Genomic DNA, 24,139 nt, shown 5'->3' with positions numbered 1-24,139 from the left:
GGCGCCGCAGAGGCACGGCGACGGCACCACAGAGGCCGCCCCGGGAAGCGCTCCGATATCGGTGGTACATACTGGTATCCCGTCGGGGCCGGGTTCGGTGGGAGTGTCCGTCTTCGTCCGTCGGCTGCCACAGCTCCACCGCACGTGTGGTCGCTCCCACAGACACGAAGGCGGCAGCCGATCACATGAAGACCACCTCTCGGCTCTCCTCGGTGACCGGCGGCGGCGCGGGGGTGCTGCGCGATCTTCGGTCGCTCGGTTCTGTGACCCGTCTGCTCATCCTCAGCGGCTTCGCCTTCAATCTCGGGTTCTTCCTGGTCCTGCCCTATCTCGCCGAACATCTCGGGGGCGCGCTCGGCCTGGCCGCATGGCTCGTCGGGCTGGTGCTCGGCCTCCGGACGTTCTCGCAGCAAGGACTCTTCGTCGTCGGCGGGGCGCTCACCGACCGCTACGGCGCACGGCGGGTGATGCTGGCGGGCTGCGCCCTGCGGATCGCCGGCTTCGGCTGGCTCGGTTTCGCGCACAGCACATGGTCGGTGATCGGCTCGGTTCTCCTCGTCGGCTTCGCCGCGGCGCTGTACGCCCCGGCGCTGGAGACCGAGATCGCCCGGCAAGCGGTCCGGCACGAGCAGACGGACAAGGTGGCCAGGACCAGGACGCTCGGCCTGTTCCTCATGGGCGGCCAGGCGGGCGCGCTCATCGGACCGATCGCGGGCACAGCGCTGCTCGCGGGTGGGTTCAGGGCGGCGTGTCTCGCCGGGGCCGTGGTCTTCGCGGTGATCCTGGTCGCGCTCCACCGTCTGCTGCCCGCCCCGGAACCCCGTACCGCGCCGGAACCCGTCACTCCGTCCACGTCCGCCAGGTCGGGCGTCGGCGAACTGCTGCGGAACCGGCGGTTCCTCGCCCTGTGCCTCGCCTACGGCAGCTATCTCCTCGCCTACAACCAGCTCTATCTGGCACTGCCGATGGAGCTGGAACGGACCACCGGATCCCAGGTCGCGCTGGGTTGGATGCTCGCGCTGTCGTCCCTCATGGTCGTGCTCGGACAACTGCCGCTGTCCGGCCGGGTCGCCGGGGCGATGTCCCATGCGGCGGCCGTCCGCTGGGGCCTGCTGCTCATCACGGGTGCGTTCACGGCGGCCGGAGCCCTCCCTCCACTGGCCGGCGGGCTACTGCCGTCGCTGGTCTTCGTGGTGCTGCTCACCGTCGGACAGATGCTGGTGATACCCGGGGTCCGGGCCTGGCTGCCCGACCTGGCCGACGACCGGCGCCTCGGCCTCTACACCGGCGCGCTGTCGTCGGTCTCCGGGGTGGTCGTACTGCTCGGCAGCGCCCCGACCGGCGCGCTGCTCGACACGGGCGGGGGGCTGTCATGGTTCGCCCTGGCTGCCGTCCCGCTGATCGGCCTGTCGCTGGTGCCGCGCCACCGCGATTGAGCCCGCCCGGGTACCGATCCCTGGGTACCGATCCCTGCGTACCGGGAGCGGGCGGCCCCAACCGCGATCTTGTTCGTGGCGTTCTCCGGGTACACCTGGCGGCAGCCCGAGCCGACATGACAGGCTCACGGCCGACAAGGGGGACGACGGCCGTGAGCAGCTGCGGAAACGGGCTCGCACCCGGAATGACACGATGTCCTAGGCGGTGAGGGCTTCCTGAAGTTCGCCGAGGATCTTGTCCGCCGCTGTGTAGCCGATGCCCTGCATCCACAGCGCGTCGTTCACGGCGTGGACCCGGTCGTTCTTCACGGCGGTGAGGTTCTTCCACAGCGGACCACCCGTGACCGCGGGGACCTTGGCCTTCTTCGGGTCCCCGTACACGGAGTGGAAGATCACGTCCGCGTCCGCCCGGTCGATGTTCTCAGGGCTCACGGTGAGGATGAAACCGTCCTTGGCCTGGTCCGTGACGGGGGGACGGTCCAGGCCGACATCGGCGAGGACGGTGCCGATGTAGTTCTTCTTCCCGTACAGGCAGACGTCCATCCCCTCGACGAACCGGACCATGCTGACCTTCGTCCGGCCGGCCCGCTTCTTGCCGCCGAGCGCGGCGGTCACCTCGGCGGCACGCGCGCTGTAGTCCGCGATGGTCTTCCCTGCCTCGGCCTCCTTGCCGAGCGCCTTCGCGTGCACGAGGAAGTTCTCCTTCCAGGAGGGGCCGGTGCCCTCGGTCATCACGGTCGGAGCTATCTGCTTCAGTTCGGCGTACTTTCCGCCGTGGCGCAGCTTGCTGGTGAGGATCAGGTCGGGCTTCAGCGCGAGGATGGCCTCCATGCTGGGCTCCAGCATCTGACCGACGATCTTGACGTCCTTGACCATGCCGGCGGGCAGATGGGCGGGGAAGCCGGACGGCGAGTCGGTGCGGGTCGCGCCGACGGGCTTCACGCCGAGGGTGACCGCCGAGTCCAGTTCAGCGGTGTCGAGCACGACGACCCGCTTCGGTTCGGCGGGAACCTGAACATCTCCCATGGCCGTGGTGACGGTACGGGTCTTCGCGCCGTCCCCTCCCCCGGCACCCTGCCCGCCACCCGAGCCGGAGCCGCACGCACTGAGGGGCAGGACGCCGGCGAGCGCGGCGGACACAGGAAGCACGCGACGGAACGGGAGGGTGGTGCTCGACATCGACGATCTACTTTCGGGCGAAGGAGCGGAGAGGACAGCCATGGGCGGACGTGCCGGCGGGAGCGCCGGACGAAGACGATCCATGCGGCCGTACACCGTCGCCCGTCCTCATCCCCGGTCGACGTCGCACCACCGCGAACGCCTGGCCCACCCGGCAGGCACCACAACAGCGGGCCCACCTCGCAGAAACCTGCTTAGGCTTACCTAAGTCAGCTTAGACGGCGGCCGCCGTCACTCGCACCGGGCCCCGAGCGTGGCCTCCGAGCTGATGTGCTCGCGGCGCGCACGCTGCGCGGCCTTCCCACGCTTCCGGCTGCGTTCACGTCGGCTGTGTCTACGGCGGCTGTGTTCGCGGCGGCTGCGCTCATGGCTGTGCTCACCGCCGTCCGGCAGGGACTCCCGGCCCCTCCGCGAGCGGATGCGGCGGGGAGCGCAAGGAGGCTCGCCGGTGAAGTTCTGCGCCATTCGTGGGGAAGTCGACCGCGAGGCGACAACGCGGGCCCACGGGAGGGGAGGGAGTGTGAGGACTCACCCGCACAGGAGGTTTGGATGCGCACATCCGTCACGGTGATGAGCGGCCTGCTCGCTCTCGGGCTCTCCACCACTGCCACCGTTCCCGCGGCCGCGGCTCAGTCAGGGGACGAGGGCAAGCGCTGCGTCACCTACATCGGGAACCACAACTGCCAGATCTCCGGCCCTCCCGGCCCTCCCGGCCCTCCGGGCCCCGCAGGTCCCGCCGGTCCTCCCGGCCCCGCAGGTCCGGCAGGCGCTGAAGGCCGTGAAGGCCCCGCCGGTCCGCAAGGACCTGCCGGGGCGCCGAAGCCCACGACCGTGGTCACCGGCACTCCTGTGACCCACGACCAGAATTCGCCCTTTCCCTTCCGGGTGACCGCCACATGCCCGGACGGGACCACGTTGACGGGCGGCGGATGGCGTGCGACGCCGAGCGATGTCCTCGGGGTGTCCAGCGAGTACCCCGACGCGGGGGCCACGACGTGGACGGTCGAGCTGCTCCCGAGCTTCAACGCGACCGGTACGTCCACGGCCACGGTGACGGCATACGCCCTATGCCTGCCGACGTCCTGAGCGGCCGGCCATAGGTCGCCGGAGGCGGGGAGGCGAGAGTTCGACCCGCGGCTGGGCCTACCGCCTGCTGTGCCGACAGATCAGCACGCTGTTGTGCGCCAGCAGGTCAGCACGCGTTGAGGGCGGCCCCCGCCCGTGCGGGGACGACAGGATCGCGCGGGTCATCTCCATGACGCGACACGAGCAGTCCTCACACACGCGGGAGCGGCACCAGTTGAACCGAAGCTCCAGCGAGGGGCGGCTTCGCGCACGCACTTCATGAGGTCTCCCCGCGCCGGTACTCGCGCATGCCACGCGGCCACGGGTGGCGTGCGCGATGACCGTACCTGTGGGGGGTCACGGGGAGACCTCAGTGATGTCCGGCTCCGGGGTCAGATCAGAACTTGACGTCGGAGCAGGCGTAGAAGGCGTTCGGGGTGTCGGCGACCGTCCACACCGCGAGGACCACATGGTTCCCGGTCTTGCCGGAGGGGACCTGGCCGGAGTGCGACAGGGTCCACGGCGGGCGCTGACCGTTGTACGGCACCGTCAGGAACGGGGTGGACTCCAGGGCGGCCCGCGTCAGCGGAGCGTTCTGGTTCCAGCCGTTCTTGGTGATGTAGTACTTGAAGTCGGCCGTGGCGTGCGCGGCCGTGAACTGCCAGCGGAAGTTGTAGCTCTGGCCGCCGGTCAGCTGCGTGGCGGGCCACGCGGTGCCGTTCGGCTGCTTCGGGTGGTCGAGGGCGCTGTAGCCGCCGATCCCCGCGGAACACAGCTTGCCGTCGGCCGGGCCGCCGGCCGGGAAGCCCTTGAGGCCCTCGACGCTCTGCGGCTCGTACTGGATGGAACCGCAGCCCTTGACGATGCCGCCGTTCCCGCACGCCTTCTGGCGGCTCAGGGGCTGATCGGTGTACCCGTGGCTGCTGGCACCACCGGACGAGAGCGTGACAGCTCCGACGGTGGCCATCCCGAGCATGGCCGCGTACATCTTCTTTCGCATGCTGCACTCCTGAAGAACGTGGGGTTCCGTGAGACGTACGCGCACTCTGGTCTAGACCAAGGCCCAAATTATCGGCGTTAGTTGAACGTGTCCATACCAATGATGGAGAGAATCTGGCCACACCACGTTCATCATTCCTTCACAAGCCTCGCGTGGGGGCCGGTCGTTGTCGGCCTGCCGGTGCGCAGCGGGGCCGTCCCCGTTCCGTCTCCGATCCTGGAACCATCGTTCCGCGCGGCCGTCGTTCATCCCGTTCGGGGCATCGGTCCCGAGCGTCAGGTGATCCCTACGAGGTCCGGGCCGACTCCTCCGCGCGCTGCTTCACATGTACGTTGCGCGCCAGAATGAGATTCCGCATGTACCGGGCGAGTACCACCGTCTCCACAGCCGCGCCCAACAAGCCGAACGGCGCGGCGAACTGGATCTCGTCGTGCATCACCGTGCCGCCCCGTCCGTCCGGCACGAAGCGGTGGGTGTGGTGCCACCGCCGGAAGGGCCCGGTCACCTGCTCGTCCACGAAGCTTCCTGGCTTCTCGTACGCGCTGATACGCGAGGTCATCCGCCACTTGATGCCGAAGTGCCGGGCCTCCCAGGTGACATGGTCACCGAGCGCCATACGTCCGGTGCGGACACCACCGATGATCCGCTCGCCGGATCGGGCCATGGAGGCGGTGTGCAGATCCACGTCCAGCGACAGGTCGAAGACGACGGCAGGGGGCGCGGCGATAGGCGTGACGGTCTCGAAATGCTTCATACCGGGATGCTCGCACGGGCCTCGTCCGGCAGGCCGGGCGGCTCGGAGCACCGATGGACGGCGAGCAGAAAATGCGGCAAGTGGCTGTTCAGCGGTCCAGGGGCAGGATGCCGGGATGGTCGTCGTCCCCTGGAGGACACCGGACTTCCCGGTCCTGCGACAGGCCACGCCGGTACCACCGGGACCGCCGGAAGCGCGAAGCCGCAGGAGCGCCCCAGACCAGCCGTACGAATCGGGCGGGATGACGGCCGATCGGTCGGCCCCACCCGCACCGCACGCTGGCGGCTGTGGCTATAGGCGCGTCGAGAACGGTCCCCGTTCGAGCACCAGCCGCGCCGTATCCCTCGTACCACCACGCCCGGACTGGCCCGGGCCGCCGCTTGAGCCAGTAGGGACCCTCCAAGCGCGGCCGGACATCGTTGTGGCGGTCAAGATCACCGATCTCATCCGCGCGGCCGCAGACTTGCGGGACGGGACGGCCGAAGGGGCCGCCGCTTCCTTGTCCGTGACAACACTGGGGCACCACACCGTGAGCGAACGCGTCATCGCGCCCAAGAACCGTGGCTTCCTGTTCCTTGACTCCCATCCCGGCGGCTGCCGACAGCTGGTGGACGAGATGTGGCAGGCCGTCCCCGCCCCCGTCACCGGCGGCGGGGACGGACCGGTGGCCCTGATCATCGGCTCGTCCGCCGGGTACGGCCTGGCCGCGACGATCGCGGGCCTGGCCCGGGCCGGCGTCCGCGGCATCGGTGTGTGCTTCGAGAAGTCGCCGGCCCGGCGCACCGGCACGGCCGGCTGGTACCGCACCGCCGCCACCGCCCAGCTCGCCCGACAGCACGGGCGGGACATGGTCTTCCTCAACGGCGACGCGTTCAGCGACGCGATGAAGGAGCAGGTTGCCGGCCTCCTCGCCGAGCGTTTCGGGGGACGGCTCGACTTCCTCGTCTACTCGGTGGCCGCGCCTCGCCGCACCGACCCGGACACCGGCGATGTGTATGCCTCGGTCCTCAAACCGGTCGGCTCGCCGCACACCACCAAGACCCTCGTCTTCGACGAGCACGGCGTCCCGGAGGTGAAGGAGGTCACCATTGCGCCGGCCGAGGGCGACGACATCGAGCAGACCGTGGCGGTGATGGGCGGCACCGACTGGGAACGGTGGGTCACCTTCCTGGCCGACCGGTCCCTGCTCGCCGACGGCTTCACCACCGCCGCCCTGTCCTATATCGGCTCGCCGCTGACCGCGGCGATCTACCGGCAGGGCACCATCGGCACGGCGAAGGGCCACCTCGAAGCCACGGCACGCACGTTGGACGAACTCCTCGGCAAGTCCCTGGGCGGCCGGGCCGTGACCTCGGTCAACGCCGCTGCCGTCACCCAGTCCTCCACCGCCATCCCCGGAATCGCTCTGTACGTCGGGCTGCTGCGCGGTGTCCTCGGCAGTGCCATGGTGGCCCCGATCCATCAACTGGTCGAGCTGTGGGACCAACTGACCGGCGTCCGCCCCCTCGACCTCGACGCCGAGGGCCGCGTCCGCCTCGACACCTGGGAACTCGCCCCCGCCGTACAGAGCGCCGTCGCCCAGCGCTGGTCCACCGCCACCAGCGAAACCATCACCGAACTCGCCGACCTCGACTGGTTCAGCGAAGAGATCCGTCGCCTCTACGGCTTCTCGGTCCCCGGCGTCGACTACACCGCCGCCATCGAGATCGACGTGCCCTGGCCAACTCCCACCGTCTGAGCAGTCCGCGTTGAAGTGGGCGACCGGAACGGCCACCACCCGAGGCCAACCCCGGCACGCGCTGCCAGCCCCCGAGGAGCCACGCCACCCGGCTCGGGACCCCCGGTCCGGACAGGCGTCCACTGCCAGAGGATCAAGGGGTGAGCTTCCGTGCCTACGCCAGACGCGTCCGCGACCGCGAGGTGTCCTCCGTGCGGCGCCATCGGGCCCTCAGGGATACTGCGGGCTGCTACCGCCCGCTGGGGTTCGAGGGGATGTGGGCGTCCCTGCGTACCGCGGGTGATGTGAAGAACGACAAGGGTGAACCGGCCGAGCTGGACATGTGGCTCGCCGGGTGCGTGTCGACCTGTCTCGCGGACAAGGGCGAGCTCGACACCTGGCGCCGGGGCATCCTCGTCGAGAGACTTCCTGAACTACGTGGGCACGTCGCCAGGCTCGGGTATCCGTTGACATATCCCGCGGGGTTCGACAACTTCCGCTGTCTGCTCAAGATGACCGAATCGATCGTCCTTGACACCGACAGCTGATCGTCCGCCATCCGTGCACCGCGTTCGGGACGGCGGGCCGCCGGTGGGGGCGGCCCGCCGGACTCACGGGATCAGCCGGTTCACACCCGGCCGATCACCCAGCGGGACGACGTCCCGCTGCTGGGCTTGTAGACGACATGCTCCCCAACGCGCCCGGCCGCGTGCAGGTACTTCCCGCCCCGGTCCTGGTTGATGTACTTCGGACTGCCGGACGTGGTCTTCCACTTCTGGTACCCGTCGGTGTTGCACCGCTTCGTGTAGACATCCGTGCCGTTTCCGTCGAGGCAGTGGTTCGACGCCGGGTTCCTGAAGATCCCGCCGCCGATGCGCCACACCTGCTTCGCGCTGCGATTGCAGGTGGCGAGGACGACGTTTCCCGTGCCTGTGTGGGCGTTGACCACCTGAAGGCAGGCGTTCCTGCTGTTGCCGTTGGCCACCTGGTAGTTCACCACCGGTGCCGCCTGCGCCGATGGGGCGCCGACCAGCGGTGTCGCGCTGAGCGCGATCGCCGCTCCCGCACCGGCGAGTCGAAGGAGGTTGCCCGTGAGTTCCATGATTGATCCCCTTGAGTACGGTTCGTCGGCGCGCCGCCGGTGGCGTCGCCCGGTCGTTCGGGTTGACGACGATCACCGTCCCGCGTGCCGTCCCCACGGCGTCCTCACCGCGTCCCCATCGACCGTCGAGCGGACCTCTCCGCGAACGCTATGCTCTGATCCGATTACTTTCGGTGAGGGGGGAAATCGGGGGGATGGACTTCCGTGTGCTCGGCGCGCTTGAGGTCTGGACAGGCTGTGGGCGGGTGCTGCTGCCGGGGGCGCGTCGTCAGCGGCTGTTGGCCGCTTTGCTGCTGGCACCGAACTCGGTGGTGCCGCTGTCCAGGCTCGTCGAGACGACCTGGGACGACGAGCCACCCGCCACCGCCGTCAAGCAGTTGCGGAACTCGGTCTCGGCGCTGCGGGATTGCTTGGGCGACACCGGCCAGGGGCTCATCCGCACCGAGGAACCCGGTTACCGGATCTGCGTCGGTGCGGAGCGGCTCGACTCGCTCCGGTTCGCCGCCGGGGTGGCCGACAGCCGCCGCCATGCCGCCGAGGGGAGGCTGGACCGGGCGACCCAGGCGATCCGGTCGGCACTGGGCCTCTGGCGTGGGCCCGCGCTCGACGGGCTGGGCACAGCGGCGCTGACCAGATCCGCCGCGCGATGGGACGAGCAGCGGCTTGGCGCGCTGGAGTTGTGTGCCAGATGGAGGACGGAACTCGGCGAGCACCACGAAGTCGTCGATGAGCTCGCGGACCTCGTGCACGACCATCCCCTGCGCGAAGGGCTGCACGCGCAGCTGATGACGACGCTGGACCACTGCGGCCGCCGCGCGGACGCGCTCCAGGTCTTCCACCGCCTCCGCACCAGTCTCGCCGAAGAACTCGGAGTCGGCCCCGGAGCCGATGTGCGGCGGCTGCACGAGCAGATCCTGCGGGGGGAATCCCGACCCCGCCGGGACGACGGCGCCCGGCCCTTCGGCGCCGTGCCTGCCCCGAGGAAGCCCTTCGCCGTCGCGTCACCGGTGCCCCGGCAACTGCCGCAGACGATTCGCGACTTCACCGGCCGCGCCGATCACCTGGACGCGCTCGACGCCCTGTTACCGACTGCCGGTGGGCAGGCCGTGGTGATCTCCGCACTCGACGGCTCGGGCGGAGTGGGCAAGACGACGCTCGCGGTGCACTGGGCCCACCGCGTCCAGGACCGGTTCCCGGACGGCACGTTGCACACCAATCTGCGCGGTTACGGTCCCGGCAGGCCCGCGAGCCCCGACGAGGTGCTCGACGATTTCCTGGTCGCGCTCGGCGTGCATCCGGCGGCGGTGCCCGCCGGGACCGGCGCCCGATCAGGACTGTTCCGCACGCTGGCGGCGGGGCGGCGGATGCTGATCGTGCTGGACAACGCCAACAGCGCCGAGCAGGTCCGGCCACTGCTGCCGGGGGCACCCGGGTGCATGGTGCTGGTGACCAGCCGCGACAGCCTCACCGGCCTGGTGGTCACCGAAGCCGCGCACCGGCTCACCCTCGACGTGCTGTCCCCGGCCGAGGCCCTGAGCCTGGTCGTCGGCATCATCGGCCCGACGCGGGCCCAAGCAGAGCCGGCCGCGGTGGAGGACCTGATCCGGCTGTGCGCGCGGCTGCCGCTGGCGCTGCGGATCGCCGCCGGGCGCGCGGCCGCGTACGAGCAGGTCTCCGTCGCCGACATCGTCACCGAGCTCGCCGAAGAGGACTCCAGACTGGACGCGCTGAGCTGGGGCCAGGACCCCTACGCGGCGGTCCGCAACGTACTCCAGTGGTCCTACGAACAACTGACCGCATCGCAGGCACAGCTGTTCCGGCGCCTCGGTCTGCACCCGGGTCCGGACATCTCGACGCCCGCCGCTGCGGCCCTCGCACATCGGCCGCCGCGCGAGACAAGGCAGTTGCTCAAGTCTCTGGCCGACGCGCATCTCATCGAACCGTCCGCGCACGACCGTTACCGCTTCCACGATCTGCTGCGCGCCTACGCGGACGAGTTGGCCGGTCCCCAGGACACCGAGGACGAGCGCCGGCACGCACTCGACGCGGTGCTCACCTGGTACACCCACACCGCTCACACCGCCGACCGGCGCCTCTACCCCACCTGCACACGCCTGGTGACACACCCCGCCGAGCCCGCTCATCCCCATCCCGTGGCCGACCGTGACCACGCCTGGGCCTGGTTCACCGCCGAACGGGCCAACCTGGTCGCCGCCCTGCACCACGCCGTCGACCGCGCCATGGACCGGTACGCCCTGCACCTCGTCGACGCTCTCGGGTTCCTCGTGCTCATGGGCGGCTGGGAGGAACGCATCGACACCGCCACCGCGGGTCTGCGCGCGGCGCGGCGGTCCGGCCGGACCGAGCACGAGGCCAACGTGCTGCTCGCTCGCGGGGAAGCGCTGGCGCACCTGCGGCATGCCGACGCCGAGCCGGACCTCGCCCGCGCCTGCGCACTCGCCCAGGACGTCGGCAACATCCACGTCCAGATCGCCGCCCGCACCGAACTCGGCCAACTGCTGCGTCGGCAGACCCGGTTCACCGAGGCACTGCACCACTTCGGCGAGGTGCGTGTGCTCAGCCCAGGGTTCGACACGGGACGGTGGGAAGCGGTGGCGGAAGGCAACATCGCCCAGCTCCACGCCGATCTCGGCAACCATCGGCAAGCCGTCGACCACGGCACCCGCAGCGCGCTGCTGCGCCGTCGGATCGGCGATGCCGACGGCGAGGCATGCGCGCTCTCGGCCATCGCCAGGGGCTGGCAGGGCATCGGCGACCACGACACGGCGATCATCCACTGCCGACGCGCGATCGCCCTCGGCCGCGCGTCCCTCGGGAGTCACGACGAGACCCTCGCCTGGCCTCTCGCCGTCCTCGCCACATCGCTGCACCACCTCGGACGCCGGAGCGAGGCCATCGCCTGCTGGCAGGAAGCCGCCGCGATCTACACCGACCGAGGGCTGGACGCCGACGCCGCCGCGATGCACCACCACATCCGAACGGCGGACCACCCGCTCACCGGGCCGTATCCCGCCGACGGCATCGCGGACCGAAGTCTCATCCGTTGAACCGAAGTGCCATCCACTGACTCGATCCGGCACACCTCTTGTGCCGTGCGGGGAACGCCGACGAGCACGGGTGGTGTACGAGAAAACCGGCGAGTTCGGGGGTGTACGAAGTCGCCCGAGGAACCCGAGCAGCCGTCCGAGCATCTGGTGGAGGCCGCTGGGAGGTCGGTCCCCGCGGCCACGCCGGAGCCGGTCCCTGTGGTCGCCGGGGAGCCGGTCCCCGCGGCCGCACCGGAGCCGTTCCGGAGGCCGTACCGAGGACACCTCGTCGGCAGGTCCGGGAGCTGGGGGCCCGGCTGGCCGTGTTCGCCGCCGCCCAGGTGGCACTGCTGCTCCTCGGACTGTCCTGGATCGAGGACCTGTTCACCAAGGGGTTCACCACCACCCTGATGAGCGGCGGCGGCCGGAACTCCGGCTTCGAGGGACTGGTCTACGGCGGCGGCCGGATCTGGACCTTCATCGTGCTCGTGGACCTGTGCTGGTCCTGCGGCCGACTGCTCATGGCACGGATACGCCGTCCGGCATCCGGGAGCGCGCCACCGGAGAAGTCGCCGCTGGACGCCGGGCGGTAGCCGGGGCCGGTCCCTGGACAACAACGCCGGGGGCACCGATCCCGTCCCGTGGGCGAGGCCACGCCGGAGCTGTGGGCCACGGCGTACCAGGTCAATGCGGTCCCGGCGGTCCGGATGATCAGGGCGTTCGTGCCCGGCATGTGCCAACGGGGGTGGGGGCGCGTCATCCGGATCGGCGGAGGGCTGGCCGTGCGGCCCAAGGCGGTCCAGCCGCAGTACTCCGCCACGCTCGCGGCGAGGCACAATTCCGCGGTGTCCCTGGCGCGCGACCTCAAGGGGTCCGGTGTCACCTCGAACCTGGTGTCACCCGGGCCGGTGCTGGTGGTGCACATCCGGGACCGGCTGCTCGAAGTCGGGCCCTCACCCGTCGTCGTGTCGGCGTGGACCCGGTCCCACCGCCGACCAGGCCCCCTCGAAGCAGCGCTGCGAACACCCGCTCCGCCGCCCGCGTCCGTCACGCCCCGCTGTCCGCCTAGGTGCTTCGCCACTGTGCGAGAAGGTGCCGGGTAGCGGCGGCGGTCGGATGGGCGGGGCCGAGGGTGCGTTCCATCGCGGCGACGATGGTGATCATGTCTTCGACGGCCGCACTTGGGTCGGAGCCGGTGCGGTCGTAGCGCAGGATCGTGAGGGAACTGCGGGCGATCAGGACGATGTTGTGATCGGGTCCCAGCTGCTCGGTGCCCAAGGCGATGACGTCCGCGAACGCCGCTTCGGCCTCGGCGGTGAAGCCGTCGCTCTTGAGCCACCCGGCGAGGCAGTAGCGGGCGGCGAGAACATCGGGGTGTCCGGGATCGAGGACTGGTGTCATGTCGCCGATCAGTTCCCGCATCGCGGAGAGGCGGTCGGGCAGGTCACCCGTCTCGCCCCGCACCTGCAAACTCAACGAACGGGCGGCCAGGGTGTCGGGGTGATCCGGCCCCAGTACGCGGGTCAGGTCCGGCAGGACCAACCGCAGCCGGGTCAGCACAAGGCCGATCCGCCCCTGTTGCATACCGTGCGCCGCCGACAGGACACGGGCGCGCAGGAGGGCCGGATCGTCGCCGCCGAGCCGTAATTGGGCCAGGGCCAGCGGGAACGGAACCTCGCGATGCGCCAGTCGTACGAGCAGTACGAGCGCGCTCAGCGTCACTGCCAGGTGGAGCCAGAGCATGTCACCGACCGGCACCACCAGAGCGCCCGCCGAGGTGAGCAACAGTCCGGCCAAGGGCCAGCGCCACGACTTCGAGATTCGCTTCATTCGATAATCATTGCGCCCACGGCGACCGAGAGGAAGGAGTCGAACCTCTTGCTCACCTCAGCCAAGGAGCACGATGAGGGAAGACATGACGAGTGACGTCCTGCCCGCCTGGAACGCCATCACGGACTGGCTGGCGGTCCACGCACCCGCCTCGCACACCGTCATGCGACCAGGCGCGACCGAGGCCGACATCCGTACGGCGGAGGAGGAATGGGGAGTGCGCCTGCCCGCGGACCTGGTGAGGCTGCTGACGGCCTGCGACGGAACGGTCGACGCCTCAGCCCTGGACCGCGACCCGGACGAGTACGAACCGGGCCTTTTCCTCGCCCAGCACCATTTGCTGCCGCTCAAGGGGATAGAAGCGGTCAGGGACAGCGGGGGTAGCGCCGAACAGTTCTGGGGCACCTGGATTCCCTTCGCGGTTTCCGACTACGCCCTCACCCCCTGGAGCGGCCTGGCAGTCGACGCCGACGGTCGGCTCGCGGCCTTCGGCCTGGCCGACGGTGAGCCGCCGTCCGCACCGCACGACTCCCCCGGATACGTATCCCTCGGTGAGTTCCTGGACGCCCTGGCACAGGCCCTCACCGAAGGCACCGGCCCACTGATGGACGAAGCCACTCCGGGCCTTCACCGGGGTGCGCTGGTGTGGGGACCACTGCCGGGGGACGACTCCCCGTGGACGGCGGCGCACCCGGATTCCGGCTCCACGGTCTGAACGGCCTCCGGCGGAGCAGCCCAAGGGAACCGCGCCGACCGTGCCTGATCGGCGCGCGGCCTTCCAAGCGCCGCCACCCATCCGACGCGCGGCGCCCCACCCGCTATGATCCGTCCCAGGCCACGCGTACCGCACCGTGCCCGTGCCCGTACCCGACGCCGGATGCGTCCCAACGCGCATGGTCCCGCTGCCGCGACGGAACCGGGCCTGGCAGGCGCGTTCACGCCGGACGCCGACCGTTTCCTGAGTCGATGTCAGGGCACCCGGAGACGCATGAACATCGAAGCGTCGATAATTGTGGCCTCTGACGGCAGCAGCAACCCGGTCCTCATCCCGCTCCTGTGCCTCTTCCTCGTCATGGGACTGGTTCAGGTCCTGCGCCCTCAACTGCTCTGGAAGCTGAACAGAAATTTCCAGCGGGGGTGGGTGAAGGACCCGGACGCGACGGAGCCCACCGGCAAGGGGTACGCCATGCAGCGAGCGACCGGGGCGGTCTTCCTGGCGTTCGTCATATGGATGCTGGTGCAGCAGATCTGACCGGTAGCCGGTCGGATCCGTGAGATCGAAGCCGGTGACATCGCGGCCCGGCTACGGCCCCCTGACCTCGTGACACCGGGCAGGGCGGTCGGCCTGCCCTTGCCGCGCCGCGACTCGCCGCCTCCGGCCGCGATCCGGTGCACCGCGCCGATACATGGCGCTCTCGGGCCAGTGTGACCTTCTTACGGACGCATCCGTCTCTTCCTCGCCGTGGCTCGCGCCTGCCACGGGCACGGTCCCGACAGCGCCCATCGCCCTCCTCGACTCCGCGAACCCCCCTGTACGAGAGTGCCTGCGTCGGCTCAGGTGGCGGCGGTCCTTGCTTACCGCCGAACCCGGTCTCTGCACCGTCACTGCCGCCTGCCCGGCCCCCGACGGCTCCCGCACCGTCTCCGCGCCGGGCGCCTTCCGCGTCCGGGCGCCCGCGGCCCCCGTCCCCGTCCACTCCGGCGCCCACACCCACGCCCACGCCCAGGCCCGTGACGGAGGCGGAGGCGGAGGCGGGAAAACCCACCTGTCACAGGGCTATCGCCCCCGGCGATTCGGCCATCGCGCGCTGTGGGGACACTCCCGGCGCGGCACGGGTCGATGGCTGCTACAGCCTCCAGAATTCGCTTCTTCATGCGGTTCTCGCCACGACTGAAAGACGTGTGTTCGAGAAGGCGGCCCGGTCGTTGTCACGGATACCGCAGCACCGAGACCCGAGATCGTTCCGCCCATCCGCCCCGCGAGTGGCCGCCGGGCCGATGAACGCCGCGCGCCCCGCGGCGCGGAGACAAGGAGAACCGCCGATGACGTCGACGACCCGCACCCCGGCTCCACCCCTCGAAGAGGGTCCGCGCGCCCGGCGCCCTCGGCCGACGGCGGGGAGGCGCGGATGACCGGGGCGCAGAGCGGGGCCGCCCGTACCGGAGGGCGGCGCGTCCCGCCGCCCCGCCCGGCGCCCGGGCTGGAGCTCCCGCCGGCGCGGGTGCCGGCCGGGCCCGCCGACGGCGACGACATCACCGACGGACTGAAGACGCCGTACTGGTCAGTGCACGACGGGGCTTCGGCGAAGGCGAGTGTCGGGGAGATTCTCGGCCGGCTGCCGCAGATCCTCCGGCAGGTCGGGACGCTGGCCTGGCGGGCCGATCGCCGCAACACCTTGCTGGTGGTCGTCCTCCAGCTCGCGTCGGCGGCGATGGCCGCCTTCGGTCTGGTCGCCTCGGTCGGTGTCCTGCGTGAACTGTTCGGGACCGGTCCGACCCCCGACAGGGTTCGTGCCGCGCTCCCCCAACTGCTCCTCGTCGTCGGTCTGCTGTCGCTGCGGGCACTGCTGGAGGCCGGGGTCGCCGCCGCCGAGGCGAAGCTCACACCGAAGATCCGGGTCGCGCTGGAGTCCGAGTTCTACGACCTGGCCGCGCGGGTGCGGCTGGAGGCGGTCGAGGACCCCGACTGGCACGACACGGTCCACCGCGCCTCCGACAAGGGCTTGTACTACGCCCGGCAGATCGTCGGCAACGTCGTCGCGCTCGCCGCCGCGGCCCTGGACATCATCGGCACCGCGAGCGTCCTCACCGTGCTCCATCCGCTGCTGATCCTGATGCTGCCGCTGTCCGTCCTGCCGGTCGGGGCCGCCGCCGTACGCGCCGCCCGGGACCGCTTCCACTCCCATATGCGGTGGAACGCGATGCAACGCCGGCTGCGGGTGTTCACCTGGCTGCTGCTCGACCAGGATTCCGCGGCCGAGTTGCGCTCGACCGCTTCCCAGGGCGCGCTGCTGTCCGAGTACCGGCGGATCGCCGAGCGGATCGCCACCGAGGAGACGAGGCTGGGTGTGAGCGCGGCCCGGATCAACCTCGCCGGACGAGCCGTCGGCGGCCTGGGTGCCGGGCTCACCTACGCGGCGCTGTGCCTGATGCTGCTGGACGGCTGGATTCCGCTCGCCGTCGGTGCCGGGGCCGTCCTGGCTCTCCAGACCGGCCGTACGTCACTGACCACGTTCGTCAACCTCGCTCATCTTGTGTTCGAGAACGCCCTATGGGTCTCGGACCTGTTGACGGTGCAATCCCATTGCCGCACCCGTCTGCCCCGCACCGGCGGCCTGCCTGCCCCCGAGGCGGTGAAGGAGATCCGGCTCGACGAGGTCACCTTCAGCTACCCGGGCAAGGACGCCCCCGCGCTCGACGGTGTGACCCTGACCCTGAAGGCCGGGGAGACCGTCGCGTTCGTCGGCGTCAACGGCTCCGGCAAGAGCACCTGTTCCAAACTCATCGCCGGCCTGTACGACCCGACCGCCGGAACCGTTTCCTGGAACGGCGCCGACGCACAGCACCTCGACCCCGTCTCCCTTCAGCGGCGGGTCTCCATGGTCCTCCAGCAACCCGCCCACTTCCCCTTCACCGCACTGGCGAACATCACCGTCTCCCGCGGCTCCATCACCGACGCGGACCCCGAAGCCGCCCACCGCGCGGCCACCGCCTCCGGCGCCGACCAGGTCATCGCCGCCCTCCCCGACGCGTGGACCACGCTGCTGTCCAAACGCTTCCGCGGCGGACAGCAGCTCTCCGCAGGACAGTGGGCGAAGATCGCGGTGGCCCGCGGCTTCTACAAGCAGGCGTCCGTCCTCCTCCTCGACGAACCGACGGCCAGCATGGACCCGCGCGCCGAACACGCCGTCTATCAGGCGGTCCTCCAAGGACCCCGGCTCCCCGGGCAGATCACCGTTCTCATCTCGCACCGCCTCGCCTCGGTGCGAGGCTGCGACACGATCTATGTCTTCGACAGCGGGAGGATCACGGAATCCGGTACGCACCAGGAGCTCATGGACCTCGACGCGTCGTACGCCGCCATGTTCCGCCTACAGGCGTCCGGATACCGCACCGCTGACTCCGGCCCGGACGCACCCTCGGACCGGGCTCGGCTGCCTGGATGACCCACCCGGTGCCGGGCGGGACCACCCTGCCCGGCACCCGCTTCCCGCACCCTGCGCACGAGGTGACCCGGTCCGGACCAGGTCACCTCGACCGCGCGCGCCGATGAGCAGCGCAAAACTGTCTTCTCCGACTCCGGGGCCCGGGCGCATCGCCGGTCCCGCCAAGGCTGGACGGTAGGCTACCCGCGTGATTCTGCCGACGGTCGACGAGGTGCGCGCGCTGCACGAGCGGTACGCGCCGTCGCGTGAGGCGCTGGACCTCGTTCTCACCCACTGCGAGATCGTCGGCGACATCGCCGCACAGCTCGGGGCACGGACCGCCCTCCCTCTCGACACCGACCTTGTCCGTATCGGCGCCCTGCTGCACGACATCGGCGTCTACCGGCTCTACGACCGCGCGGGTCGGCTCGATCACCGCGACTACATCCGCCATGGCGTCCTCGGTCACGAGATCCTGCGCGAGGAAGGCTATCCGGAGGCTTTGCGCCGCTTCTGCTCCTGTCACACGGGAGTCGGACTGACCCGGCACGACATCCGCGAACAGAAGCTTCCGATACCCGAGGCCGACTACCTGGCCGAGACCGTCGAAGAGCAACTGGTCATGTACGCGGACAAGTTCCACAGCAAGACGACACCACCCACGTTCCTCACCGCCGACACCTACGCCGCACGGGTGGAGAGGTTCGGCGCGGACAAGGTCCACGCGTTCGGCCTGCTGCGTGCCAGGTTCGGCGTACCCGACCTGACCTCGGCAAGGGCTCGGTACGGGCACGCGCAGGTGTGAGGCGGGAATGTCGTGGGACGGTCCGGCCCGCCACCGGCGAGGCGCAGCCGATCCACACCGGCTCTGCCTGCCCACGAAGCCACTCGCCCGGCTCGTCCCACGCCGAGGCCGGGGCGGGCGGTCGCCACGACCTGTGGATGGCGGTCCGCCCGCGCCGCCCGACGGCCGCGCCGTCGATGACGTGCTTCAGGAGCGCCAGCGGTACTCGATGATCGCGCCGGGGTTCTCCAGCGGGCCGGCCGCCGGAGCGCCCCGCGCGTCGCGGACGGGGCCCGCGGTGTCGGTCGCGACGTAGAGGGACCTGCCGTCGGCGCTGAACTCCGAGTCACGGAAGCGGTTCCGCTCCTGGAAGAGCTTGGTGACCTTGCTGACCTCCTGACCGCCCGCCGCGAGATCGACGCGGTAGACGGAGCCGTCCTTGAGGGTGGTCATCAGCAGCGAGTTCCGCCAGCCGGGAATGCCTCCGCCCGACGATGCGGCGGATTCCCTGGACGTTCCGTAGTGCTCGAAGCTGGAGGGCGCGATGGTGGGCCAGCACACCGCCCACATCTCGCCCTTGGCGCACTTGGGGTCCTGGAACTCGAAGCCCGAGTCCACCGTGCCGAAGGTGTGGACAGGCTGTACGAAGGGCTGGTCGAAGTCCGTCTCCCGCTGGACCGGCACCGTCTTGGGGATCTTGAAGTCGCTGAAGGTCAGCTTGTCGCACGGTGTCGGCCACGAGGCGGACCAGTTGCCGTAGACGTAGGCCTTGTCGTCGCGGTAGCCCGAGACGTTCGGCCAGCCGTAGTTGGCGCCCTTCCGCAGGACGTTGATCTCGTCGTCGGTCTTCGGGCCCTGGTCGTTCTGGTAGAGCGTGCCGTCGGGGCCGAAGGCAAGGCCCTGCGCGTTGCGGTGCCCGTAGGTGTGGACGTGACTGCGCACGCCGTCGAGGGAGGGGTTGTCCGCGGGGACCGAGCCGTCGGTGTTCAGCCGCAGGGTCTTGCCCTGGTAGGCGATCCAGTCCCTGCCCTGGACCTCGTGGGCGGTGGGCAGCCGCTGGGGGTAGCTGGGCCGGCAGAAGTTCGCGAACTGGTTGGTGCCTTGGTCGCCGATCGTGTAGTAGAGCTTGCCGTCCGGGCCCAGGCGCACCCGCGCCGACTGGTGGTCGCTGCCGGACGGCATACCGGCGATGACGGTCTTCGGACTGTGCAGCCGCTGCCGCCCGGCGTCGTAGGTGTAGCGCTCGATCTTCGTGCGGGCCTGTACGGCCGGGGTGGGATCGATGTCGTAGCTGTAGGCGAGGTACGCGTACAGTTCCCCGCTCCTCGGCCGTTCCTCGACGGCGAGGCCGAGCACACCGTCCTGTCCGCCCTGGCTGTGGACGGCCTCCGGCAGGCTGAGCAAGGTGGCCTTGGCACCGGACTTCGGGTCGGCGCGGGTGACCTTCTTGCCGCTCTTCTCGGTGACCCAGAGGGCTCCGTCGGGAACCCTGACCACCTCGTAGGGGTTGTTGAGGCCGGTGGTCACCACCCGCTTGGTGAACGTCCCCGAGGCAGGCGGTGCGGTGCCGTCCGGAGCGGAGACGTCCGTGCCCGTTCCGCCCGAGGGATCTCCCCCGGTGACGGCGGCCCCGGCGAGCGCGGCGCCGAGGGCCAGGACGACCGCTGCCGCCAGAGGGCCGCGTATGTGGGTGTGCTTCATCGGATTGTTCCTTCCGGTCACCCCCCTTCGCCCCTCCCCTCCAGATCATCACTTTATGGATATGATTCAGCACTTTAAGTGTTCGGGTGGCGGGCTGTTCGGGTGACGAAAGGCGCCTCCGCGATCGGCGGCCTCCGCCCCGGTCGCGAAAATCGGCCGGGTACCGGGCGCTTCCGCGTCGGAGGCCCAGCGTCTTGGCGGGAGTACCCGACATCGTTCGTCGCGTGCGCGTCCGCCGCTGCGGGAGGCCCCGCCGAGGGAGTTCTTGCCGTACGGGGCCGGGCCCCCCATGCGCCGAACCTCGACCCCGTCACCCGTGGTCACCGCACCGCGGCCCAGCCACCCGGAACGCCGCTCAGCCACCCGCGGCCCGGTCACCAGCCGATTCAGTCGGCCGCGGCTCTTGCCAGCAAGACCTGAACGGGGTTTCAATGTTTCAGCGGGAAGAAATGAATCCGTATTCAAAACAACGGGGTGGAAGATGCCGTACCGCTCGACGGCCACCACGCGACGCAACGCGGAACTCAAGCGGGCCGCGTTCCTGGGCGCCGCGCGTTCGCTGGTGGCGACACAGGGTTTCGGTGGCGCGACCGTCGCGGTCATCGCCGAGCGGTGCGGCGCCAGTGTCGGTTCGGTCTACTCCTACTTCGACAACCGTGAGCAACTGCTGGCGGAGGTGTTCCGCAGCGCCGCGACGCACGAGCTCAGAATCGTGCGCACGGCCGTCGCCGATGCCCCGCCCGACGCGACGGACCAGCTGAGTGTCCTGATCCGGACGTTCGCGGGCCGTGCGTTGCGGGGCCGTCGGATGGCGTGGTCCCTGCTCTTCGAGCCGGTGACCCCCGCGGTGGAGGCCGAGCGGCTGGTCTACCGGCGCTCGTACACCGAGCTCGGCGAACAGGTCATCCGCACCGGTATCGCCCAGGGCCGCTTCGCCGACCAGGCACCGGCTCTCGCCGCCTCGGCCGTCATGGGGGCGATCTCCGAGTCGCTGATCGGCAGCCTGCGCCCACCGGAGACCTCCCGGACCGCGCTTCCCGACGACGCCGTCGTCGACGGCATCCGTACGTTCTGCTTCCGGGCACTCGGCACGACTCGGCACTGAGGAGACGGCGTGAGCACCACACATGAGGTTGTCAACCAGGCTCCGCCGCGGGAGGGCCTGAACGAGTACCTGACCAATCCCGCGCTCACCGAGGCGGTGAAGCGGTTCGACGCCCAGTGGGCGGCCGACGGGCTGACCGAGGTCGGCGCGCTGGTCGGACGGCCGGACTTCCAGCACGACGCCGAACTGGCGCACACGCAGCCGCCGCGCCTCTCCACCCACGACCGGTGGGGCAACCGCGTCGACACCGTCGAGTACCACCCCGCGTACCACCGGATCCTCGGCGCGGCGGTCGAACACGGCGCGCACACCAGTTGCTGGGCCGATCCTCGCCCGGGCGCCCATGTGGCCCGCGCGGCGACGTTCATGCTCTTCGCCCAGGTCGAACCCGGCCATGCCTGCCCGATGAGCATGACCCACGCCGTGGTGCCCTCGCTGCGGCTCGCTCCGGAACTCGCCGAACAGTGGCTGCCCCGCGTCTACGCACGCGGCTACGATCCGGCGCCGCGCGCGCCCGAGGCCAAGGCCTCCGCGCTGTTCGGGATGGCGATGACGGAGAAGCAGGGCGGGTCCGACGTCCGGGCCAACACGACCCGGGCGGCCGACGCCGGCGACGGCACCTATCTGCTCACCGGTCACAAGTGGTTCTGCTCGGCCCCCCAGTCGGACGCGTTCCTCGTACTGGCGCAGACCTCCGGTGGCCTCAGCTGCTTCCTCGTGCCCCGGGTGCTGCCGGGCGGCCAGGCCAATGTGTTCCGCATCCAGCGGCTCAAGGACAAACTGGGCAACCGTTCGAACGCCTCGGCCGAGATCGAGTTGGACCGCACCGTCGGCCGGCTGGTCGGGGAAGAGGGCCGGGGAGTCCGCACCATCATCGAGATGGTTGCCCAGACCCGGCTGGACTGCGTCCTCGGCAGCACCGCCGGAATGCGGCAGGCCGTGGCCGAGGCCGCCTGGCACACCCGGCACCGCGGCGCCTTCGGCGCGCTCCTCGTCGACCAGCCGGCGATGACCGCGGTGATCGCCGATCTGCAACTGGAGGCCGAGGCCGCCACCTGGACCGCGATCCGGCTCGCCGCGGCCTACGACACGGAGGACGCGGAGTCGGTCGCGTTCCGCAGGCTGGCGACGGCCGTCGCCAAGTACTGGGTGTGCAAGCGCGGGCCGCACCACGCCTACGAGGCATTGGAATGCCTGGGCGGCAACGGTTACACCGAGGCGTTCCCCCTCGCGCGCCGCTACCGCGAGCAGCCCGTCATGGCGATCTGGGAGGGCTCGGGCAACGTCATAGCCCTCGACGTCCTGCGGGCCATGGCGCGCGAACCGGAGTCGGTGGAGGCTGTCGACCGCGAGCTGGCCTCGGCCCTGGGTGTCCATCCCGCCTACGACGCGCACATCGCCACCACCAGGACACTGCTCGGCAGGACCATGGCGCAGCCGGACCGTGCCCCGGCACAGGCCCGCCGTCTCGTCGAGGCGCTCGCCCTGGCGCTGCAAGGCGCCGTGCTGATCCGCGAGGCCCCGGCCGCGGTGGCCGACGCCTTCGTCGCCGCCCGGCTCGGCGCCGACCGGAGCCTGGAGTACGGAGCACTCGCCCCAGGACTCGACCTCGCCTCACTCGTCTCCCGGGCCTGACCCGGCCCCGCACACGGCAAGGACCGAAGCCATGCATCTGACCGCCCTGCTGGAACGCGCGGCCCGGCGCGCACCGGACAAGCACGCCCTCGTCACCGACGACGAGTCGGTCACCTACGCCGACCTGCTCGACCGGGCCCGGCGGGCCGCCACCGTGCTGATCGACGCGGGTCTTCGACCCGGTGACCGGGTCGCGGTGATGACGTTCAACACGCCGGGTTTCGTCGTGGCGGCTTTCGGTACCTGGTTCGCCGGTGGTGTGCTCGTCCCGGTCAACCACAAGTTCACCGTCCCTGAGACCCGTTACGCCGTCGAGCACTCCGGTGCCGGGCTCGGCGTCGTCTGCGCCGGCCTGGCGGCCACGGCCCGCGCGGCCCGGCCGGACACCGTCTGGATGACCACCGAGTCGGGGGTCGACGGACTTCCCGACTTCGACGCCCTCACCGCGGCCGCCGCGCCGCTGGCGAACGCCGTGACGGAGGACGACGAGGCCCCGGCCGAGATCCTCTTCACCTCCGGCACGACCGCCTCGCCGAAGGGGTGCGTGCATACCCACCGCGGGCTGTCCCTCGTCGCCCCGCTCATCACGAGCACGGTCGGCTTCACCTCGGAGGAACGATTCCTCCTGTCGATGCCGATCTGGCACGCGGCCCCGCTCAACGACTGGCTGCTGACCATGATCTTCCTCGGCGCGACCACCGTGCTCCAGCGCGAGTACGACCCCGCCGGGTTCGTGGCCGCTGTGGAACGGCACCGTGCGACGGCGTTCTTCGGGGCGCCGATCGCGTATCTGGCACCGGTCCAGCTGGCCCGCCAGGGCAAGCTGTCGCTGGCCGACGCCGATCTGTCCAGCGTCGACAAGTGGCTCTACGGCGGAGCGCCGCTCGGTGCGGAGACAGCCCGCGCCCTCGCCACCGCGTACCGCAGCGACCGGTTCTTCCAGGTGTACGGCATGAGCGAGATGGGACCGGTCGGCACCGCCCTCTACCCCCACGAGCAGGTGGCCAAAGCGGGCTCGATAGGCCGGGGCGGTATGCCGGGGGTCGACCTGCGCGTCGTCGCACCCGACGGGAACGACGTCCCGGCGGGCGGCACCGGCGAGATCTGGCTGCGCGCGGACACCCGGATGAGCGGATTCCACCAGAACGCTCCCGCCACAGCGGCGGTGTTCACCGGTCCCTGGTTCCGCACCGGCGATGTGGCACGCGTCGACGAGGACGGCTATCTCTACATCGTCGACCGCCTCAAGGACCTCATCATCGTCGGCGGAGAGAACGTGCATTCCCAGGAGGTCGAGGAAACGCTGCGCGGGCACCCCCGGCTCACCGATGTCGCCGTCGTCGGCAGACCCCACCCCGAATGGGGCGAGACCGTCATCGCCGTCTGCGTCACCGCCGACGGACAGCCGATCACCCTGGAGGAGATCCGCGGCTACCTCGGCGACAAGCTCGCCCGTTACAAGCTCCCCCGCGAGGCGGTCACGCTTCCGGAGCTCCCCCGCAACCCTTCGGGCAAACTCACCAAACACGTCATCCGCCGGAACCTGGTGACCTGAGTGAGCGCCTGAGAACTCGTCCTTGCTCCCGGTTGACGAGTAGCCCGAGTCCTACGCCGACTGCGACGGACCGCCGGGGCTGCC

The 24,139-nt window shown here is 70.4% G+C and carries 20 protein-coding genes; 14 read left to right on the top strand and 6 right to left on the bottom strand.

Annotation, left to right across the window (positions count from 1 at the left end):
- The first annotated feature begins 185 nt into the window (after positions 1–185).
- Complete coding sequence (locus tag OG711_RS37055; RefSeq protein WP_329563245.1) at positions 186–1,436, top strand: MDR family MFS transporter; 1,251 nt, start codon at positions 186–188, stop codon at positions 1,434–1,436.
- A 198-nt stretch (positions 1,437–1,634) separates the two neighbouring features.
- Here the strand turns inward: OG711_RS37055 and OG711_RS37050 are convergent, their stop codons facing one another.
- Positions 1,635–2,615 (bottom strand): ABC transporter substrate-binding protein, encoded by a 981-nt coding sequence (locus tag OG711_RS37050; RefSeq protein ID WP_329563243.1) that lies wholly within the window; start codon positions 2,613–2,615, stop codon positions 1,635–1,637.
- Between the two features lie 549 nt (positions 2,616–3,164).
- Between OG711_RS37050 and OG711_RS37045 the strand changes: the two genes are divergently transcribed.
- A complete protein-coding gene (locus OG711_RS37045) occupies positions 3,165–3,701 on the top strand; it encodes a hypothetical protein (RefSeq protein ID WP_329563241.1) in 537 nt (178 codons plus the stop codon).
- A gap of 376 nt (positions 3,702–4,077) precedes the next feature.
- Here OG711_RS37045 and OG711_RS37040 read toward each other — a convergent pair whose 3' ends face one another.
- Together OG711_RS37040 and OG711_RS37035 are read right to left on the bottom strand one after the other, a co-directional pair.
- A complete protein-coding gene (locus OG711_RS37040; RefSeq protein ID WP_266511146.1) occupies positions 4,078–4,680 on the bottom strand; it encodes a lytic polysaccharide monooxygenase auxiliary activity family 9 protein in 603 nt (200 codons plus the stop codon).
- 286 nt (positions 4,681–4,966) lie between these two features.
- Positions 4,967–5,434 carry an SRPBCC family protein gene (locus tag OG711_RS37035; protein WP_329563239.1) on the bottom strand — a complete coding sequence of 156 codons (468 nt, stop codon included), beginning with the start codon at positions 5,432–5,434 and terminating at the stop codon, positions 4,967–4,969.
- A gap of 529 nt (positions 5,435–5,963) precedes the next feature.
- Here OG711_RS37035 and fabV point away from each other — a divergent pair.
- Positions 5,964–7,172 carry an enoyl-[acyl-carrier-protein] reductase FabV gene (gene fabV, locus OG711_RS37030; RefSeq protein ID WP_329564239.1) on the top strand — a complete coding sequence of 403 codons (1,209 nt, stop codon included), beginning with the start codon at positions 5,964–5,966 and terminating at the stop codon, positions 7,170–7,172.
- Positions 7,173–7,312: 140 nt separating this feature from the next.
- Positions 7,313–7,699, top strand: coding sequence for a hypothetical protein (locus OG711_RS37025; protein WP_329563237.1), 387 nt, complete (start codon positions 7,313–7,315; stop codon positions 7,697–7,699).
- Between the two features lie 80 nt (positions 7,700–7,779).
- Here OG711_RS37025 and OG711_RS37020 read toward each other — a convergent pair whose 3' ends face one another.
- The gene (locus tag OG711_RS37020; RefSeq protein ID WP_329563235.1) at positions 7,780–8,253 is read right to left on the bottom strand and encodes an RICIN domain-containing protein; all 474 of its coding nucleotides are present in this window, start codon (positions 8,251–8,253) and stop codon (positions 7,780–7,782) included.
- 194 nt (positions 8,254–8,447) lie between these two features.
- On the opposite strand from OG711_RS37020, the gene OG711_RS37015 reads away from it, so the two are divergent.
- From OG711_RS37015 to OG711_RS37005, 3 genes are all read left to right on the top strand, one after another.
- A complete protein-coding gene (locus tag OG711_RS37015) occupies positions 8,448–11,321 on the top strand; it encodes an AfsR/SARP family transcriptional regulator (protein WP_329563233.1) in 2,874 nt (957 codons plus the stop codon).
- A gap of 302 nt (positions 11,322–11,623) precedes the next feature.
- Entirely contained in the window at positions 11,624–11,893 is a 270-nt protein-coding gene (locus OG711_RS37010; RefSeq protein WP_329563231.1) for a hypothetical protein, read from the top strand.
- Positions 11,894–11,941: 48 nt separating this feature from the next.
- Positions 11,942–12,403 carry an SDR family oxidoreductase gene (locus OG711_RS37005; protein WP_329563229.1) on the top strand — a complete coding sequence of 154 codons (462 nt, stop codon included), beginning with the start codon at positions 11,942–11,944 and terminating at the stop codon, positions 12,401–12,403.
- Here OG711_RS37005 and OG711_RS37000 read toward each other — a convergent pair.
- Positions 12,366–13,130, bottom strand: a complete 765-nt coding sequence (locus OG711_RS37000) for a tetratricopeptide repeat protein (RefSeq protein ID WP_329563227.1) — start codon at positions 13,128–13,130, stop codon at positions 12,366–12,368. The two genes, OG711_RS37005 and OG711_RS37000, sit on opposite strands and share 38 nt — an antisense overlap.
- Before the next feature lie 85 nt (positions 13,131–13,215).
- Between OG711_RS37000 and OG711_RS36995 the strand changes: the two genes are divergently transcribed.
- The 4 genes from OG711_RS36995 (at position 13,216) to OG711_RS36980 (ending at position 18,080) form a co-directional block, all read left to right on the top strand.
- Positions 13,216–13,845: an SMI1/KNR4 family protein gene (locus OG711_RS36995; RefSeq protein ID WP_329563225.1), complete on the top strand. Its 630-nt coding sequence runs from the start codon at positions 13,216–13,218 to the stop codon at positions 13,843–13,845.
- 273 nt (positions 13,846–14,118) lie between these two features.
- Positions 14,119–14,382 carry a DUF6199 family natural product biosynthesis protein gene (locus OG711_RS36990; RefSeq protein WP_073788262.1) on the top strand — a complete coding sequence of 88 codons (264 nt, stop codon included), beginning with the start codon at positions 14,119–14,121 and terminating at the stop codon, positions 14,380–14,382.
- 877 nt (positions 14,383–15,259) lie between these two features.
- Positions 15,260–17,296, top strand: coding sequence for an ABC transporter ATP-binding protein (locus OG711_RS36985; RefSeq protein ID WP_329563223.1), 2,037 nt, complete (start codon positions 15,260–15,262; stop codon positions 17,294–17,296).
- 187 nt (positions 17,297–17,483) lie between these two features.
- Positions 17,484–18,080, top strand: coding sequence for an HD domain-containing protein (locus OG711_RS36980; protein ID WP_329563221.1), 597 nt, complete (start codon positions 17,484–17,486; stop codon positions 18,078–18,080).
- Positions 18,081–18,266: 186 nt separating this feature from the next.
- Here the strand turns inward: OG711_RS36980 and OG711_RS36975 are convergent, their stop codons facing one another.
- Positions 18,267–19,760, bottom strand: a complete 1,494-nt coding sequence (locus tag OG711_RS36975) for a glucose/sorbosone family PQQ-dependent dehydrogenase (protein WP_329563219.1) — start codon at positions 19,758–19,760, stop codon at positions 18,267–18,269.
- A 481-nt stretch (positions 19,761–20,241) separates the two neighbouring features.
- Between OG711_RS36975 and OG711_RS36970 the strand changes: the two genes are divergently transcribed.
- From OG711_RS36970 to OG711_RS36960, 3 genes are read left to right on the top strand one after another with little or no spacing between them, the layout of a single operon-like run.
- On the top strand, positions 20,242–20,865 hold the full coding sequence (locus OG711_RS36970; protein ID WP_329563217.1) for a TetR/AcrR family transcriptional regulator: 624 nt from the start codon (positions 20,242–20,244) through the stop codon (positions 20,863–20,865).
- A gap of 9 nt (positions 20,866–20,874) precedes the next feature.
- Complete coding sequence (locus OG711_RS36965) at positions 20,875–22,500, top strand: acyl-CoA dehydrogenase family protein (protein WP_073788272.1); 1,626 nt, start codon at positions 20,875–20,877, stop codon at positions 22,498–22,500.
- Positions 22,501–22,531: 31 nt separating this feature from the next.
- A complete protein-coding gene (locus OG711_RS36960; protein ID WP_329563215.1) occupies positions 22,532–24,055 on the top strand; it encodes a class I adenylate-forming enzyme family protein in 1,524 nt (507 codons plus the stop codon).
- Positions 24,056–24,139 lie beyond the last annotated feature (84 nt).

The sequence above is a fragment of the Streptomyces uncialis genome, from assembly GCF_036250755.1.
In the GTDB taxonomy this organism is placed as follows: Bacteria; Actinomycetota; Actinomycetes; order Streptomycetales; family Streptomycetaceae; genus Streptomyces; species Streptomyces uncialis.
The sequence above is the reverse complement of the archived record's forward strand: the minus strand, read 5'-3'. Positions and strand labels throughout refer to the sequence as shown.